Genomic DNA, 16,089 nt, shown 5'->3' with positions numbered 1-16,089 from the left:
GGTCAAACTCCATCGGCGTTAGCCCCACCAGCCGCTCAAAGGAACGCGCTCGGGACTTCAGCTTCTCCAGCCGTAACACCCCTGAACCTACCTGCTCCTACCTCTACTGCGCAACGGGTCTTGAGTTGACCTCTTTCGTGGTGCAGCAGGACCCTCAGAGCAAGCGGGAGGTCCTTCTTTCTGAGAAAGCGGCCCTTCCCGGGGACGTCGTGCTGTGGAAAGCCACCGCCATCAACGGTGGTCCGACGCCCCTGCATGACCTTGACGTGACCGTTCCTATTCCCAGTTCCACCCGTTATGTCGAGGGCAGTGCGGCCCCACTCACCCTGGGGAAGACGCGCATCCTGCCGAGGTTCAGCTTTGACGGGGGGCGCAACTTCGGGTTCGCGCCCCTGAAAAAGCGGGTGGTGACCACCGAGGGGGGACGCCGCCTTGAGAAGGAAGTCGAGGTCCGTCCCGACGAGTACACCCATGTACGCTGGAGCATTCCTACGCTGGATGCTCGCAGCAAGGCCGAAGTGACCCTGCGCACCCGGGTGCGCTGAGGAGGCTGCGCTATGCCTGTCCGTCATCACCATCTGCTGTGCGCCGGGTTTCTGGCCCTGACCACCGGTGCCCTCGCGGTCGGGACACCCGCCAACACCACAGTGACCAACACCGCCACCCTGAACTTCCGCACCTCACTGGGCGACTCCCGGCAGATCAGCTCGAACCCGGTCGAGCTGCTGGTTCGTCAGGTCTATGCCGTGACCGTCTCGCCGGACGCCACCGCAGACGCCATCCCGGCCGCCCGGCAGTTCGGTGTTCCGGCCGACCAGCAGCGGCTGGTGCCCTACATGGTGCGCAACGACAGCAACGGGCCAGATACGCTGAACCTCAGCGTCGTTCAGGCCCAGACCGGGGACGACTTCGACTTCACGACTGCCGTGGTCTACGCGGACCGTGACAACAACGGTGTACCCGACGACGCCACGCCGCTCACACAGGTCACGCTGAATGCCGACGCCATGACGACCGTGCTGGTCGCCGTCCGCACGCCCGCCACCGCGCAACCGGGGGCCGTGGGCAAGTTCGCGCTGCGGGCCGTCTCCACGGGGAACCCCGCCGTGATCGACGAGAACAACTTCGCCCAGGTGACGGTCAGCCGGGACGCGCAGCTCAGCATCAGCCTGAGCAACACGCCGCAGGGCAGCGTGCAGCCGGGCAGCATCATCCGTTACTCCGCGCAGGGCAGCAACACGTCGCCCGCCCCCGCAGGGAACGTGACCGGCGTCGTGACCGTGGACGGCACGCCGCGGGACGGCATCTTCGTCCGTGACGTCCTGCCCGGCGGGATGAGTCTGGTCAGCGTGGCTCCGACCAGCGGCAGTTCGGCCGGAACGACCACGCTGGTCTATTCCACGGACGGCGGGCAGACCTGGACGGCCACGCTCCCCACTCAGACGGGGGCCGTGAACGCCGTCGGGATGCTGCTCACGGGGAGCGGGGCGTTCTTCCCGTCCGGAGCCACGCTCACCCTGACCTTCGACGCGGCGGTTCCGGTGAATTCCCCGGGCGGCACGGACCTGAGTAACCAGGCCACCGTGACCTTCGACGGCAACGGGGACGGGGATGGCGCGGACCCGGGGGAAGTCGCCACTGCCCGCGTCACCAACACCACGGCCACGGCCACCGGGGCAGCGTTCGGCCCCTTCGAGGCCCCCAGGGGCAACGGAACGGGCACCTATACCTTCGGCGGCCACCAGATCGACCGCTCCGGCGACTTGCAGACGCTGCTGGGCAGCGTCGCGGCGGGCACCACTGCCAGCTTCAAGCAGACGCTGCTCAATACCGGCAACACGACGAACACCTTCAACCTCGCGGTGGACTCCGCGCCCGCCGGATGGACCTGCCGCGTGCTGAACGTGGACGGGACCGGCGCGGTGGGTCCCTCCACCAACCCGGTCACGCTCGCTCCGGGGGCCACCGCCGACGTGGCGACCGAGTGTGACGTGCCCTTCGGGGCCGCCAGCGCCACCAACCAGGAGGTGCGCGTCTCGGCCACCCCCACGGGCGGCACCCCCGACGTGACCGTGAACCGTGTGGCCCAGGTCACGGCCGCCAGTCCCACCGTCCTGGGCAACAGCGACGGAAACCAGGCCACGCCACCGAACACGGCACCTGTGACCGTGGCCGCGGCCCCCGGCACGTCCGCCCGCTTCCCGCTGGAACTCCAGAACGGCGCACCTGTCCCGGAAAGCTACACCCTGACCGGCACCGTGCCCGCCGGCTACCCGGCCCCCACCTTTTACCTGGACACCAACTGCGACGGCGTTCCCGACGGCTCGCCGGTCACGACCACCCCCAGCATTCCGGCGGGGGAAACCCTCTGCCTCGTCGCGGAGGTTACGCTGCCCGTGGGCCGCCCGGCAGGCCAGGAACCCGTGACGTTCACGGCGACCGGCACCACCACCCCGAGCCGCGTGAGTACGTTGACGAACGCGGTGCAGGTGAACGGGGTCGCCAGCGTCAGCTTCGGGCCGAACGGTGCCCAGAGCACCCTTCCGGGCGGCAACGTGGTCTATGCGCACACCCTGACCAACACCAGCAACAGCCCCGTCACCGTGACGGTGCCCGCCTTCACCTCGGCCAGGGGCTGGACCTACGAGTTCTCGACCGACGGCACCACCTATGCCCCCAGCCTGACGGGCCTCACCCTCGCCGCCGGGGCCAGCACGCCGCTCTATGTGCGCGTCACGGTGCCGCAGGGCTACCAGCCGACCGCCGGGGACCAGGAAGCCGCCGTCATCCGCGTGGACGTCACCACGAACACCACGCCGAGCAGCACCGGCAGCGCCACCGTCACCGACACCACCACCGCGCTGCGCAGCCGTGCCGGCATCACCAAGAGTGCCGCCCTGTGTGCCGACGCCGCTTGCGCGACGACGTCCCCGCTGGCAAACGGCGCTCAGGTGTCCCCCGGCGACGTGGTGCTCTACACCATCACCGCCACCAACGATGGGGACGTTGCCCAGAACTTCGTGTACGTCTCCGACACCGTCCCCACCCACACCAGTTTCGTGAGCGCGGGTGCGGCGGGCAGCGGGCTGAACCTGCTGTACAGCGTGGACAGCGGCAAGACCTGGACGGCCTCCGCGCCGGCTGGCCTGCCGGCAGGACTGCTGTGGGTGGGGGTCGACAGCAATGGCGACGGTACCGTGAACGCCAGCGACACCTTCACCGCGGGGCAGAGCTTCTCGGTCCGCCTCATCGTCCGCGTTCAGTAAGCGCCGGAGAAGTGATGAGGACGCTCTCCCTGACCCTCTGTCTCCTCGGCAGCGTCGCCGCCCAGCAGGTGACGAACACGGCCTCCCTGCACCTGAACGGGGGAAGCCTCCCCTCCAACACGGTGGAGTTGCAACGTGCCCCGACCTGCACGCCGTCGCTGAGCGTGGACGGCGCGGCAGGGACGGAGGGGCTGCTCCTCGACACCCCCGGCACGGTCTTCGTGCCCCACACCCTGCGGCAGGGCGGGGCGGGCGGCGAAATCACGCTCAGTGCGGACGTGCTCCCGCAGGCCGCCTGGACCCCCCGCCTGGCCGTCTTTCTCGACGCCGACCGGGACGGCAGGCCCGACGGCGAGGCTTTGACCCGGCTCACGCTGGGGGCGGGTGAGGAACGGCCCCTGTTGCTGGCCGTCTCGGCCGGGACGCGGCAGACCGGGACTGTGCGTGTCCAGCTGAGCGCGGCCTGCGGCAGTCGCCGCGCCGACGGCACCCCGGTCGAGATTCGCCCCCGCGCGGGGGCAACGCCCCTGCTGCTGAACCACTCTTCGGCCATGCGCGAGGCCGAGGTGGGCCAGCCGATTCCCTTCACGCTCACCCTCCGTAATCCCGTCGACGTGCCCCTACCCGCCACCATTGAGGCGGTGCTGCCGGACGACGCCACCTACCTTCCCCGGGCGGGTGACGGAGCGCCCGAGGTGCGGGGGAACACCCTCCTCTGGACCTTGACGCTGCCGCCGGGGGTCAGTCAGGTGGTCACCTACCACGTTCAGGTTCTGCGGCACCGTGGGCCGCAGGTGACCTCCGTCGCCGTGGCCCAGGGCATGATCGCCGGCCGGCTGGTCCGCAGCGAGCGGGCCGCGGCCACCGTTGCGCTGCGGGCCGGGGTCTTCGACCAGCGCGGCACCCTGATCGGTCAGGTCTTCGTGGACCAGAACGGCAATGGCCGTTCCGACGCCGCTGACGTGCCCGTCCGGGGCGCGCGCGTGCTGCTGGCAAACGGCACCCAGACCCTCACGGACGCGCGGGGCCAGTACACCTTCCGCAACCTGGACCCCGGCTCGTGGCTGGTCGGGCTTGACCCCGCCACCCTGCCTGCCTCGCCTGCCGACGGTGCCCTGCGGCGTGCGGTGGACGTGGCGGGCCTGGCGCGGGCGGACTTCGCCCTGGCCCCGGTGACGGCGACGGTGGCGAGGGCCACCCCCGCGGCACCCACCCTGCCCCCGCCGCAGGGCCTCATCCGTTCGCCCCTGCGCGGAGCGGTGGTGCGCGACGGCAACCGCACCGGCATCACTCTGGAAGGTCCTGCCTCCGAACCGGTCAGCCTGCGCGTGAATGGTCGAGAGGTCCCCGAGGACCTGCTGGGCGAGCGCGGGCCGGGGCAGACGCCCGGCAGCGTGCGCCTCGGCTTCGTGGGCGTACCGCTGGAGGAAGGCGTCAACACCCTGGAGGCCCGCTTCGGGGACCAGACCGAGCGCCTGGAGGTCACGGTGGCGGGAACGGCCCGCCGCCTGGTCTTCCGCCCGGTCTCGCTCGTCGCGGACGGGCACTCCTCCCTGGTGGTGGACATCGCCGCCCTGGACGCCCGCGGCACGGAGGGCGGCAACGGTTTCGTGACCGTCTCCACCGACCTCGAACCCACCACGCCTGACGCCGCCCCGCTGGAAAGCGGCTATCAGGTGGCGCTGCGCGGCGGCGTGGCCCGCGTGACCCTGGCTCCCCTCGCCGCGGGGCGGGAATTCACGCTGCGGGCGGCGCTGGGCAGCCTCACCGCCGAGACCCGGCTCTACGCGCCCTCGGGCGGCTCGACCCTGGCTCTGGGTCAGGGCAGTGTCGGGGTGCAGGTGGCCGGTGGGCAGTTCGGTGTGACCGGCTCCGCGCGCGGCTACCTGGAGACGCCGCTGGCAGGCGGGCAACTGCGCGCCGCCGTCGACACCGGCGGCCTGCCGGGCGTGGAGGACTTCCAGCGTTTTCCCGTCACCGGCAGCAGTACCGAGGCCCAGACCCCCCTGCGTTCGGACGACGCCTTCGCGGTGCGCTACGACCGCCCCGACCTCACCGTGGGGTACTACGCCGCCCCGCTCGGGGTGCCCGGTCTGGAGACTCTGCCCGTGGGCACTGCCCTGCGCGTCGAGCGGCGCGGTCCCCTGCGGGTGCAGGCCTTCGCCGGACTGGTCGCGGGGGACAGCCAGGTCGAGGAGTTCACCCCCGGCGGCAGCCTCTATCACCTGAACTTCGGCCCGCGCACCGGCAGCGAGCGGGTGGTCGTCCGTTCCGGCGGGCGGGACCGGGTCCTGGTGCCCGGACAGGAGTACGTGCTGGACTCGGCGGGCACCCTGGTCCTGGCCGCGCCGCTGGGACCCTACGACGCCGACTTCCTGCCGGTGCGCCTCATCGTCACCTATGTTCCGGCCACCGCCCGGCGCAACGTCCTCGCGGCGGGGGTGGGGGCGCAGTACAGCCGCGGTCCCTGGACCGTGGAGTTCGGGGCCGCGCACCTCCAGCGGTGGTCCTACAGCGTGGGGGCGGCCTACGACACGCCGCAATTCAGCGTGAAGGCCGGGTACCGGCAGGACCCGCTGAACCCGGAAGGCCGCCTGACCGTGGACCTGCGCGGCCAGCAGGGGCCTTTCAGTGTCGTGGCCAACGTCAGCTCGACCCCCTCCGAGGGCACCCTGGGCACCGCGAGCGCGACCTACCGCTTCGGCGTGCGCCAGGCCACGCTGCGCCAGCGCTTCGAGAGCACGGGTGCCCGCACCGAGGCGGCCCTGGAGCAGCGCTTCGGCCCGGTCTCGCTGGGCCTGGGCTTCGACTACGACTGGTCCTCGGGGACTTTCGGTGCCCTGGGCCTGGCCCGCTATGAGGCGGGGCCAGGGCGGGTGGAGGTCACGCACGCGCAGCCGCTGGGCGGGCGCGCGGCGGAAACGCGGGTGGTGGCGGCCTACCAGCTTTCCAGCAGTCTCACGGCGGAAGCGCAGGTGCGGCAGCAATGGGGCGTGGGCGCGACGGGCGAACTTGGTCTGCGCCAGCGTGTCGGCACCTCCAACTTCAACGTGACCTACCAGTTGCCCGGCGTATCCGGGGAGGCCAGCCGGGCGCGCTTCGGCCTGGACGTGCCGCTCACCCTGAGTGAGCGTTGGAGCGCCAATGTCGGCGCGGGGCTGGAGCGGGACATGGGGAGCGGGACGCTGGGCGGAACCCTGACGACCGGCGTGCGCTACCAGACGCCCACCTTTTTCGCCACCTTGGGCGGCGAGTACGGCTTCACGGGGAGCGCGGGCCGCCTGACGCTGCGGGGCGGGGCGGCGGGGCAGCTCGGGGAGGGGCAGACCCTCTCTGTGGACGCGAGCGCACAACTGCTGCCCACCCCCCAGGGCCGCTTCACCGTGAGCTACGCCCTGCGGCGCGACACCTTCGCCCTGCTGACCTACCACCGCGTGCAGGGCGGCACCACGCGGGTGCTGGAGGGCGAGGTGCAGGCCAACCTGCGGGTGCGCCCCGCCCTCGACCTGCAACCCAGTCTGGCCTACCGCCTGCCGCTGGGCGATGCGGCGGCGAGCAGCGTGCAACTCGGCCTGGGGGCCACCGTCCTGCTGACCAAAACCTTCGGCGTTACCGCCAGCGGCTACCTGCTGTGGCAGCCTGCGGCCAACACCTGGTCGGCGGCGGCGGGGCTGGACGCCCGGTATCGCCTGGCCGACCCCGTCTGGCTGGTGGCCGGCTACACCTGGAGCGGCTTTTCCGGGTTAACCGAGGGGGCCAGGCCAGGCTTCCACGTTCGACTCGACTTCGGCGGAGGCACCCCTTGAAACGGATTCTTCTTTTCGTCCTGTGTTTGCTGGGGCTGGGAATCCTGGGCATGAACCAGGCACAGGCGCAGGCGTGCAGCAGCGGCGCGTGTGTGGCTGCCGGACCCCGGTTGGTGAGTGTGGACTCCCGGCAGAGTGCACTGCTCAACACCCTGTTGCAGGCCCTGCTGCCCGGCACGGGTGTCCAGCTCAGCGTGCTCGACTGGAACGCCCTGGCCGGAGGCGACGTGAGGCTGACCCTCCTGCTGGAGCGTCTGCGCGCCAACCTCAACCTCTCGAGCACCGACGAGGTGCTGGGCACGAACATCACCCTGGGTCAGTTGCTGGTGGCCCTGGCCGATGTGGCGCAGGCGGACGGCAACACGGCCCTCGTCAACGCCCTGAACACGCTGCGGGTGCCGCTGGGCGGCCTCGGCGGGAGCATCCGCCTCGCCGACCTGCTCTCGGTGCAGTTTCCCCAGGGGGCACTCACCGACGTGGGGCTGGATGTGCTCGATCTCATCACGAGTGCCGTGCAGCTCTACAACCACCGCAACGTCGCCACCACGCCCGCGCCCGTACAGGTCAACACCGCCGCCCTGGGGCTGACAGGTGTGGCCGCGCTGCGAGTGTACGCTCAGGTCGTCGAACCCCCGGTGTACGTGTGTGGCCGGGTCGGTTCCTCTTTCCACACGGCGGCCATCCGCCTCAAGCTCGACCTGACGCTGGCGAGCGGCCTGAACACGGCGGCCCTCACGACCGCCGTCTCGAACATCCTCGCCGGGCTGACCCTGAATGCCACCAACGTCCGGGTCGAGCAGCTCGACGCCCTGCGCGTCAGCGTCTACGTCGAGGTCGCCCAGGCAGAGGGCACCATCAGCGGCCTCGACCTGCTGGCGAGCGCGGTCACCCTGCAGGCGCGGCCGGGGCTGGTGAACCTCTTCCTGGGCCAGATTCCGGACCCCATCTTCTTCAACCGCACCCGCCTCCTGACCTCCGCCGACGTGACGCCCGCCACCGCCGCCACGCTGCGGGTCAGCGCCCTCCTGCCGATTGCCGACATCACCCTGGACCTGGGGGTGCAACTGCGCGGCACGGCGAGCGGCCGTCCCGAACTTCTCACCCAGACCTACACGGTGCCCTTTCCACAGACGCGCACCTTTTCCTCCGGCTCAGTGTCGGCCAGTGCCCTGGTCACCTCGCTCCTGAACAACCTGGAGGTCAGCCTGGTCAACAGCGGGGTGAACGTCAGGCTGCTCGGCACCCTGCCCCTGCCGCTGCCCATCGGCACCATCACCGACGCCCTCCTGACCGGGCTGGTGACTCCGCTAACGGGCCAGTTGACGGGTCTCCTCACGCCCGTGCTGGGTACGGTTCTGGGTGGCCTGGTCGACCCGCTGCTGAACCTGCTGGGCATTCAGATAGGTCAGGCGGTCTTCAGTGTGGCGGGCATCACGCGCGTCTGCCCGGTGAGCGGCACGGTGTACCGCGACCTGCAACCGGACGGCACCCGTGATGCGGGCGAAAGTTGGAGCGGCACCCCGAACGTCTACGTCAACCTGGTGCAGGGGGGACGGACCGTGCAGTCTGTCCTCGTGACCGCCGGAAGCGGCGCTTACACCTTTGCGGAAGTTCCGCGCGGCACCTTCAGCGTCCTCGTGACGGCGGCGGCTCTGGACACCACGCCCCGCGCTCCCGCCGGTTGGATCCTGGTGACGCCCGAATCCGGCATGCGCTCCGTCACCGTCGACGCGGCCCCGGTTGCGAGTCAGGACTTCGGTCTCTTCGAGGGTGCCCGCGTTCGCGGTCTGCTGTTCGCTGACCACGGACTGGGTGCAGGGGTTCCGAACGATGCGCGCCGGAACGGCCAGGAGCCGCCCGCCCCTGGCGTGACCGTCAGCCTGACGGGTGCGGGCCAGTCGCGTGCGGCCACGACCGGCACAGACGGCCGCTACACCCTGTACTGGCCCGCGGCCTGGGGTCCGTCTGCGGCCCTCACCGTCGCTGACCGCCCCGTGGCCGGGTTCTCTAACGGGACGACGGCTACCCTTGCGGCGGACTTCGCGGGGAGCAACGTCAACCCGCTCCCGCTCGACGTGACCTCAGGCCGCGACCTGACGCGCGACTTCGGGGTGGTGGAGGCGTCCTCCCTGACCTCCGCCGCCCCGGGCGCAACCGGAACGCCGGGGCGTGTGCGCTATGCCCACCTCTACCGGCCCGGCACCCTGGGCACCGTGACCCTCGCGGCCAGCGGCACGGTGGGGTACGGCTATACCTTCGCCCGTGACCTCGATTGCGACGGGACCGTGGAGGACAGTGAACGGGCGGGCCTCACCTCCTTCACCGTGGACGGCAACTGGCCGCGCGAGCCGGACGGCCGCCTGCGGGCCTGCGCTCTGGAAGTTGAGGTCCGGGTCCCGGCCGGACAGCCCACCGGCACAGTAGATACCGCAACTGTCACGGCGACCCTGACCTGGGAAGGCCGCCCGGTGCAGGACCCTCGCGGCGTCACCGACACGACGGCGGTGACGGACCAGCAGGCGGCCACCCTGACCAAGCGCGTCCGCAACTTGACGCGGCACGGCGCAGGCTCGGGCCTCAGCTCCGATGCTTTTCCCGGTGAGCGGCTGGAGTACTGCCTGGACTACCGCAACCTCGGAGTGGACCCCCTGACTCAGCTCGTCCTGGCCGACCACCTGACTCTCCCGCTCCAGTACGTCCCCGGCACCCTGGCCCGCGATGGCGTCGCCCTGACGGACCAGACCGGCGACGATGACGGCGACGTCACGGGGCAGCAGGTGGTGGTGCGGCTGGCCGCGCTGAACCCAGGCGCGGGCGGCAGCGTCTGTTTCCAGGTGACCGTGCCTTAAAGGGGACCCTTTAGGGCGGGTGCCGGGGATTTTCATGGTCCCCGGCACCTGCCGCATATGCGTCCACGCGGCCTCCCTGCGGCAACTACAGTGGGATGGATTCAACATGCACCCCCTGCCCCTTCCTCTTCCGGCCTTCTGTAGCCTGCTTCAGGCCACGCTGTCGGGTTCCGCTCTGCCAGATGCTTTTGTGCTCTTCCCGCACGAGAGCAGCTTGGTGAAGCTCTCCGTGTCGGCCACGACCCGCACGGCAGGGGACTGGTCCCTGCTGGAGAGCCTGCTGCCCCCAGAGGGCCAGCTCCTGCCCCTGCTGGCGGCCGACCGCACCGCGGGCACCGTGGGGATGCTCTGGACAGCGCCGGGCGTGGACGTTTCTGCCGGGACGCTGGAGACACTGGCCTGGCTGCTGACCCAGTTCGGGGCGCAGGCCGCCCCCACGGCGGGCCAGCTGATCGAACACCTCCCCGAGGCCGCCGCACTGCTCGACGAACGGCAACAGCTGGTGGCCGCCAATAGCGCGTGGCACCACCTGCTCGGCTCCTCACCGGAGGCGTCCCCCGGTCAGCTGGCGGACGTGTTGCCGGACTGGACGGCCCTGCTGGCCGTACTGCCGGAAGCCCTGGCCGGCCACGTGCGCCTTGTGCCGCCGCAGACTGTTCAGGTTCCTGGCCGGGCACCCGAGCACCTGGGTGGCGAGTTGCGCCCCTGGCTGGTTCCGCAGACCTCCCGCCGCTGGGTCCTGTGCTTGATCTGGCGTGCAGGGAGTCCCGTTTCAGGTCTGCCCCCAGACCTCTACCAAGAAGCTTTTGCGCGGGCGGACCCCGCCATGATTGTGACGTCCAACCAGGGGATAGTCCTGCTCGTGAACGATGCGGCCACGGCCCTGCTGGAGCAGGACATGCAGAGCACGCTCGGGGAACCCCTCTGGGCGCTGGGTCTCTGGCAGCAGGACCCCGTGGCCCGCCGCCGCGTGCGGGTAGCTGCGGTTCAGGCGGCCCGCGGAAGGCCCACGGATGAGGAGCTGGCCGTCAAAACGCCTGCCGGGGAACGCACGATGTTTCTGCGGGTTCACTCCCTGACCGGCCAGCAGTTGCTGTTTCAGCTCTCCGAGAGGGCCAGGGCGGGCAAAGACATCCTGCACCAGGAGGCCGTGCTGGAAACCATGCTGCGCCATGCCCAGGAAGGGCTGCTGGTGTGCGACTCGCGGGGACAGCTGGTGCTCTTTAACCAGGCGGCGCGTGAGATGCTGGGACAGGACGTATCCGCTGTTCCTCCCGAGGAGTGGCCGCGGCACTTCGCTCTCCAGACCACACAGGGAGAACCCTGGCTTGATGCGGGTCAGCTGCCGCTCCTGCGGGCACTGGCAGGAGAAGAGGTGCGCGGCGTCGAGATCATCCTGGCTCCTTCAGAAAGAGCGCGGCGGCACGTTCTGGTCGATGCTTACCCGCTCCAGACAGCACAGCCCCCGGTGGCGCTGGGCGCGGTCGCGTTCATGCGGGACGTCACAGAACGTTCCCACCTGAGTGGTCAGCTCCAGCATCTCACGCAGCACGACCCGCTGACCACCTTGCCCAACCGCCACAACTTTCTGGGCTTGGTCGAACAGGCCCTGCAACGTCAGCACACGGCCCCGACATGTCGGTATGCCGTACTGCTGTGCGCCATAGGCGGCATGGAGGGGCTGAAGGGCCTCCGGGGTTCGGTTCAGGCCCACCGGCTGGTGCTGGAAGGCGCGGCGCGCCTCGTCCAGGCCGTTCGGGGAAGCGACGTCGTGGCCCGTTTTGAGGGCGAACAGTTCGCAGTCCTGCTCGAGCGTCCCGGGCCTGAGGCGTCTGTCGACGCTATTACCACCCGGTTGCGGGAGCGGTTGAAGGCCCCTTTTCTGCTTGATGGACACGAGTTCACCGTTGACCTGCATATCGGGGTGGTGACCGACCTCCTGTCCTATCAGGACCCGGAAGCCGTGCTCCGGGATGCAGCGGCCGCCCTGTACGCGGCGAGGCTGCAACAAACCGAGGTGCAACCCTTCCGGGCAAATGTCCGGGAGGAACTCGGGAGGCGCGTCAACTCGGAATTGGCCCTGCGCTCGGCGCTGCATACAGGACAGTTGAGGTTGTATTACCAACCGGAGCTGCACCTGCGGCAGGGGCGTGTCTCCGGCTTCCGCGTCCTGCTGGGCTGGCAACATCCCCAGCAGGGCCTGCTCTGGCCGGAAACCTTCCTGGCCGGACTGCAAGATCGTGAGCTTTACGAGGCACTGGGGAAATGGACCGTCCAGCAAGTGATTGGGCAGCAGAGACAATGGCGGACCCTCGACCCTGACCGGGACTTCACCATCGGCCTGGATATCACCTGGACGCCCATGACCGACACTTCACCCCTGGGCCTTTACGGGGTGCTCGAAGATGGGGCCGACCTCGACGCTGAAGAACAGTTGACGTCCACCCTGTGGGAGCTGGGGCAGCTTTACCACCACAGTTGGCAGACCCTGCTGCCCACCTCCCTCTCGGCTTCCCGGGTAAACCCAACCCAGCCCTCTGTCACTCCTCGCCTTTTCGTGGGTGCCCGGACCGTTACCCGGCTACCGCAAGACCTCGACATCCTGAACCATGCCCTGACCCTGGCACGACACCTGGAACTGGACCTTATGGCGGACGGGATTGAAACCCAGGAACAGCTTGGACTCCTGCGCGGCATAGGGTGCGTCTATGCCACAGGACCCTTCGTCTCTCCCCCGCTGCCTCCGGAGGCCGCCTGGCCGTTTGCCGTCAATGGTGATGATGCAATTTCCAGGCGGTGAGGTCACTGACAGCTTGCTTTGAGGCCTGTCAGCAGGCGCAGTCGCAACTGGCCCTGCGATGGGGGAAGCACACGTCGGCAAAAGAGGCGGGAGCGCGAGTGGCCTGGGGGTGAGCAGACCGCGGCCATAAGTCGGCGTCACTATGCCGGATATTCGGGCACATGCTGGGCCTGCCCGAAACCTTAGGGCGGGGCGCAGAAAGGTTGCCGCCTTTTGGCGACCTTTCCGAGCGAAGCGAGCAGCGCAAAAAGGGCGGCGCGCAGTGGAGTGGACGCCCAGGACGCGCGGCAACGCAACGGAGCGCCGCCCTATAAACGCCGTTTAGGGCCTGAGGCAGGGGCAAAAACGGCGTGCTGAGCGTATAAAAAGGGAACGATATGGTTAGATATCGTTCCCGCCCCAGTGTAGGTCGTCGTGCCGCCATCCGCCACTTCTACCGCTGGACTCGACGCCACTTCAGCACCCGAAAGACCTGCGGCCATCAGAAGGTCACGGATGCCGGGCTGGTGGCGCTGCTGCTCAGTCGCTTTGTGTTCAAGGTGCCGTACGCCTCGAGCTGGTGGAGCTTGCTCAGGGAAGACCGAGCCGGTCTTCCCTCGTACACCCAGGCCTACATGCGCAGTGTTCGGCTCCTCGCTCGTCTGGAAGCCCTGGCAACGACAGCCGAGCACCTGGCTGAGGTCATCATCGACTCGATGCCGCTCCCCGTGTGTCGTCCCAAGCGCACCAAGCGCTGTACCTTTCCGGGAGCACGCTGGGGATATGGAACTCAGGGTGGGTTCTATGGGTACAAGCTGCACGCCTGGGTCACAGGAACGGGACGAGTCGTTCAGTACGAGCTTCGACCCGCTCACCTCCACGACGTGACGATGGGCTACGAACTCAACCGGAGATGGCCGGAGTTCGGGGGGCCAAAGATTATTGGGGATAAGGGCTATGCCACCCTGGGCTTCGTCTTGCCGCCCAAGAAAAACACCAGATACGACACGGGGTGGCGGGTCTCCCGCCACCCCAAACTCCGCAAACGTATCGAAACCGTCTTCTCTCAACTGGTCGCGGCTCAGGTCCGCTCCGTTCAGGCCAAGACGCTCTCCGGCTTGCGGCTCTGTGTCGTCCTGGCCGTCCTTGCTCACAACCTCGCCAGGCCCTAAACGGCGTTACTTATGTCGGCACATACTTAAATTCAGCTTGGTTCCAATGCGCGAGGGTGGCTGCCGCCTCATACGTGCTGTGCAGGAAACTCATCAGTAAAACTTCAGGTTGATCCGAGTCCCTCACCGCCTGATAGGGCAGGAGAAATTCACCCATCGTTGAGTCGTACTTCGCCTCGGCCGGTTGAACAGGCCACTGAGGATACCCCTTTGGTTCAGGATAGTGGTATGCGTAAAAAGCCGCCTCTTTGTGATCAGGGCCGCCTGCCCAGAAGCCAGCACTACATTCTTCGTGTGAATAGGCATCCTCAATCACTTTATAAGCCAGGAGAGGGCTGGGCGGGTGTGCGGGAGCAGTTCGGCCAGAGAAGCGCGTGACCGTTAAATCTGCTCCTCCCCACCAGTATAGCACTGGGCTTGACTTACCTTGAAATTCATCCCGGTAACGCTGCAACACCTTGGAAACCAGACCCAATACTTGAAAGTACCGCCCGGCCACGTCAGGATCGTAATTACGCTGAACGTGGTCCTGATCAAACCTCACGGCGTTCTCAATTTCCTGGGGCTGCGGCCAGAGGTGCACATGCAGTTCCAGCTCACGCAGGCTCTGAGTGAACTGTGCAAAATAATCCGCCATGCTCTGACGCTGCAACGCAATATCGCGCTGTCTTCCATCCTGAGTTTGAATGACCAAACGACTGTGCATCAAATCAAGGGTGATCTGGAATTGGGTACGCTGCGCCTGAACAGGGCCAGTCGTCAGGCCATACATACCGACGTTCAAAGCCACCTGCCAGTACTGATTCATTCTCGGACAAAGTGCCAGACGCACTTTGCCCAACATCTGACTGAGCAGGTGAATGATCTCGATGGTTTCCTGGTCTTCTTGGTAATTGAGTTCCGGCCAACTAGGAGCTTGCTCAGTAGTCATATCTCACACCTTTCGGTAGCGGACAACTCTAGCCCAAGTACGTCCTGGCAGGGACAAACCTCTGTTCATTACCTGGCGAGCATTGCGGACAGGCTAACCAACTCACTGACTCCTTCAAAGTCCCTGCCTTACACCTGCGAAGCGACCCGCTCCAACACGCTGTAGACGTGAGCTTTGCCGTGATCACCGCTGGGTGAATATCAGCGACCTCACCTTTCACCTGCCCGGCCTGAGTCTAAGCGTCGGACGGGGCAAGTGCCAGTCTGTACGGGCAGCCCACTGTTCGCCGCCCGCGAGCAGCAAATCCATCACGCCGTTTAGGGCTTGGACCTTGGGGGTTCGGGCGGCGCGTAGACGAGAAAAAATGGAAATGGTATGTGCAGATACCGTCTCCACCATAGTTTAGGTCGTCGCGCGGTCATTCGTCAGCTTCACCGCTGGGCCAGGCAGCATTTCAGCGACCAGAAGCGCTTCAAGCATCAGAAGTTGACGGATGCCCTGCTGGTGGCGCTCCTGCTGGCCCGCTTCGTGTTCAAGCACCCCTACCCGTCGATCTGGTGGAACCTGTTGAGGGAAGACCGCTCCGGTCTTCCCTCCTACACCCAAGCCTACACGCGTGGGGTACGTCTCCTTGAACGCCTCGAAGCCATTGTTAGCCCCGCCAAACCCTGTCGGGAGGTCATCATTGATTCTATGTCGCTTCCCGTCTGTCGCCCGAAGCGTGGCAAGCGGTGCAAGTTCCCAGGGGCACGCTGGGGGTTCGGCACTCAGGGTGACGTGTACGGGTACAAGTTGCATGCCGGGGTCACCCCAACCGGCGAAATCCTCCAGTATCTGCTGAAACCCGCCAACTTCCACGACACCACCGTGAGCTACGAGCTGAACCGCAGATGGCCGGAGTTCGACGGTCCGACAAGCATTGGGGACAAGGGGTAGGCCTGCCTCGGCTACGTGTTTCCACCCAAGGAGAACACCCGCTACGACACCGGGTGGCGGGAAGACCGCCACCCGAAGTTACGCAAGCGCATTGAAACGGTCTTCGCCCAACTCGTCGAAGCCCAAATTCGCTCCGTTCAAACCAAGACCCTCCCTTCACTCCGGCTTCGTGTCGTCTTGGCCGTCCTCGCCCACAACCTTGCCCAGCCCTAAACGGCGTTATAAGTTGAAGCGAAGGCAGATTCGCCTTCGCCAAATGACCTCGAACTTCACCAGATTTTTGCGCCGATTCGGGCAGGTTTATGACTCAATCCAGCCTGAACTGTTTGCATTATGGGTATTGGGCGAAA

General features: G+C 67.5%; 7 protein-coding genes and 1 pseudogene. 7 read left to right on the top strand and 1 reads right to left on the bottom strand.

What is annotated here, in order from left to right; translation table 11 throughout:
* Positions 1–209: 209 nt before the first annotated feature.
* From ABEA67_RS16915 to ABEA67_RS16890, 6 genes are all read left to right on the top strand, one after another.
* The gene (locus ABEA67_RS16915) at positions 210–545 is read left to right on the top strand and encodes a hypothetical protein (RefSeq protein ID WP_345467530.1); all 336 of its coding nucleotides are present in this window, start codon (positions 210–212) and stop codon (positions 543–545) included.
* A 12-nt stretch (positions 546–557) separates the two neighbouring features.
* Entirely contained in the window at positions 558–3,266 is a 2,709-nt protein-coding gene (locus ABEA67_RS16910; RefSeq protein WP_345467527.1) for a DUF11 domain-containing protein, read from the top strand.
* Between the two features lie 14 nt (positions 3,267–3,280).
* Positions 3,281–7,072: an SdrD B-like domain-containing protein gene (locus ABEA67_RS16905; protein ID WP_345467525.1), complete on the top strand. Its 3,792-nt coding sequence runs from the start codon at positions 3,281–3,283 to the stop codon at positions 7,070–7,072.
* On the top strand, positions 7,069–9,921 hold the full coding sequence (locus ABEA67_RS16900) for an SdrD B-like domain-containing protein (protein WP_345467523.1): 2,853 nt from the start codon (positions 7,069–7,071) through the stop codon (positions 9,919–9,921). The genes ABEA67_RS16905 and ABEA67_RS16900 overlap by 4 nt, the downstream gene beginning before the upstream one ends.
* Positions 9,922–10,138: 217 nt before the next feature.
* A complete protein-coding gene (locus ABEA67_RS16895) occupies positions 10,139–12,721 on the top strand; it encodes an EAL domain-containing protein (RefSeq protein ID WP_345467532.1) in 2,583 nt (860 codons plus the stop codon).
* A 377-nt stretch (positions 12,722–13,098) separates the two neighbouring features.
* The gene (locus tag ABEA67_RS16890; RefSeq protein ID WP_345467521.1) at positions 13,099–13,872 is read left to right on the top strand and encodes an IS982 family transposase; all 774 of its coding nucleotides are present in this window, start codon (positions 13,099–13,101) and stop codon (positions 13,870–13,872) included.
* 10 nt (positions 13,873–13,882) lie between these two features.
* On the opposite strand, the gene ABEA67_RS16885 is transcribed toward ABEA67_RS16890, so the two are convergent.
* Entirely contained in the window at positions 13,883–14,803 is a 921-nt protein-coding gene (locus tag ABEA67_RS16885; protein WP_345467519.1) for a DUF5996 family protein, read from the bottom strand.
* Between the two features lie 375 nt (positions 14,804–15,178).
* Between ABEA67_RS16885 and ABEA67_RS16880 the strand changes: the two are divergent.
* Positions 15,179–15,952 (top strand): annotated as a pseudogene (locus tag ABEA67_RS16880) (IS982 family transposase).
* Positions 15,953–16,089: the final 137 nt, after the last annotated feature.

Origin of the sequence: Deinococcus carri (assembly GCF_039545055.1) — a bacterium.
GTDB classification, from domain to species: domain Bacteria; phylum Deinococcota; class Deinococci; order Deinococcales; family Deinococcaceae; genus Deinococcus; species Deinococcus carri.
The sequence above is the reverse complement of the archived record's forward strand: the minus strand, read 5'-3'. Positions and strand labels throughout refer to the sequence as shown.

Excerpts from the sequence above, each read along its gene's own strand:
- ABEA67_RS16910 (WP_345467527.1), top strand. The coding sequence starts at position 558 with ATGCCTGTCCGTCATCACCATCTGCTGTGCGCCGGGTTTCTGGCCCTG.
- ABEA67_RS16905 (WP_345467525.1), top strand. The coding sequence starts at position 3,281 with ATGAGGACGCTCTCCCTGACCCTCTGTCTCCTCGGCAGCGTCGCCGCC.
- ABEA67_RS16890 (WP_345467521.1), top strand. The coding sequence starts at position 13,099 with ATGGTTAGATATCGTTCCCGCCCCAGTGTAGGTCGTCGTGCCGCCATC.
- ABEA67_RS16885 (WP_345467519.1), bottom strand. The coding sequence starts at position 14,803 with ATGACTACTGAGCAAGCTCCTAGTTGGCCGGAACTCAATTACCAAGAA.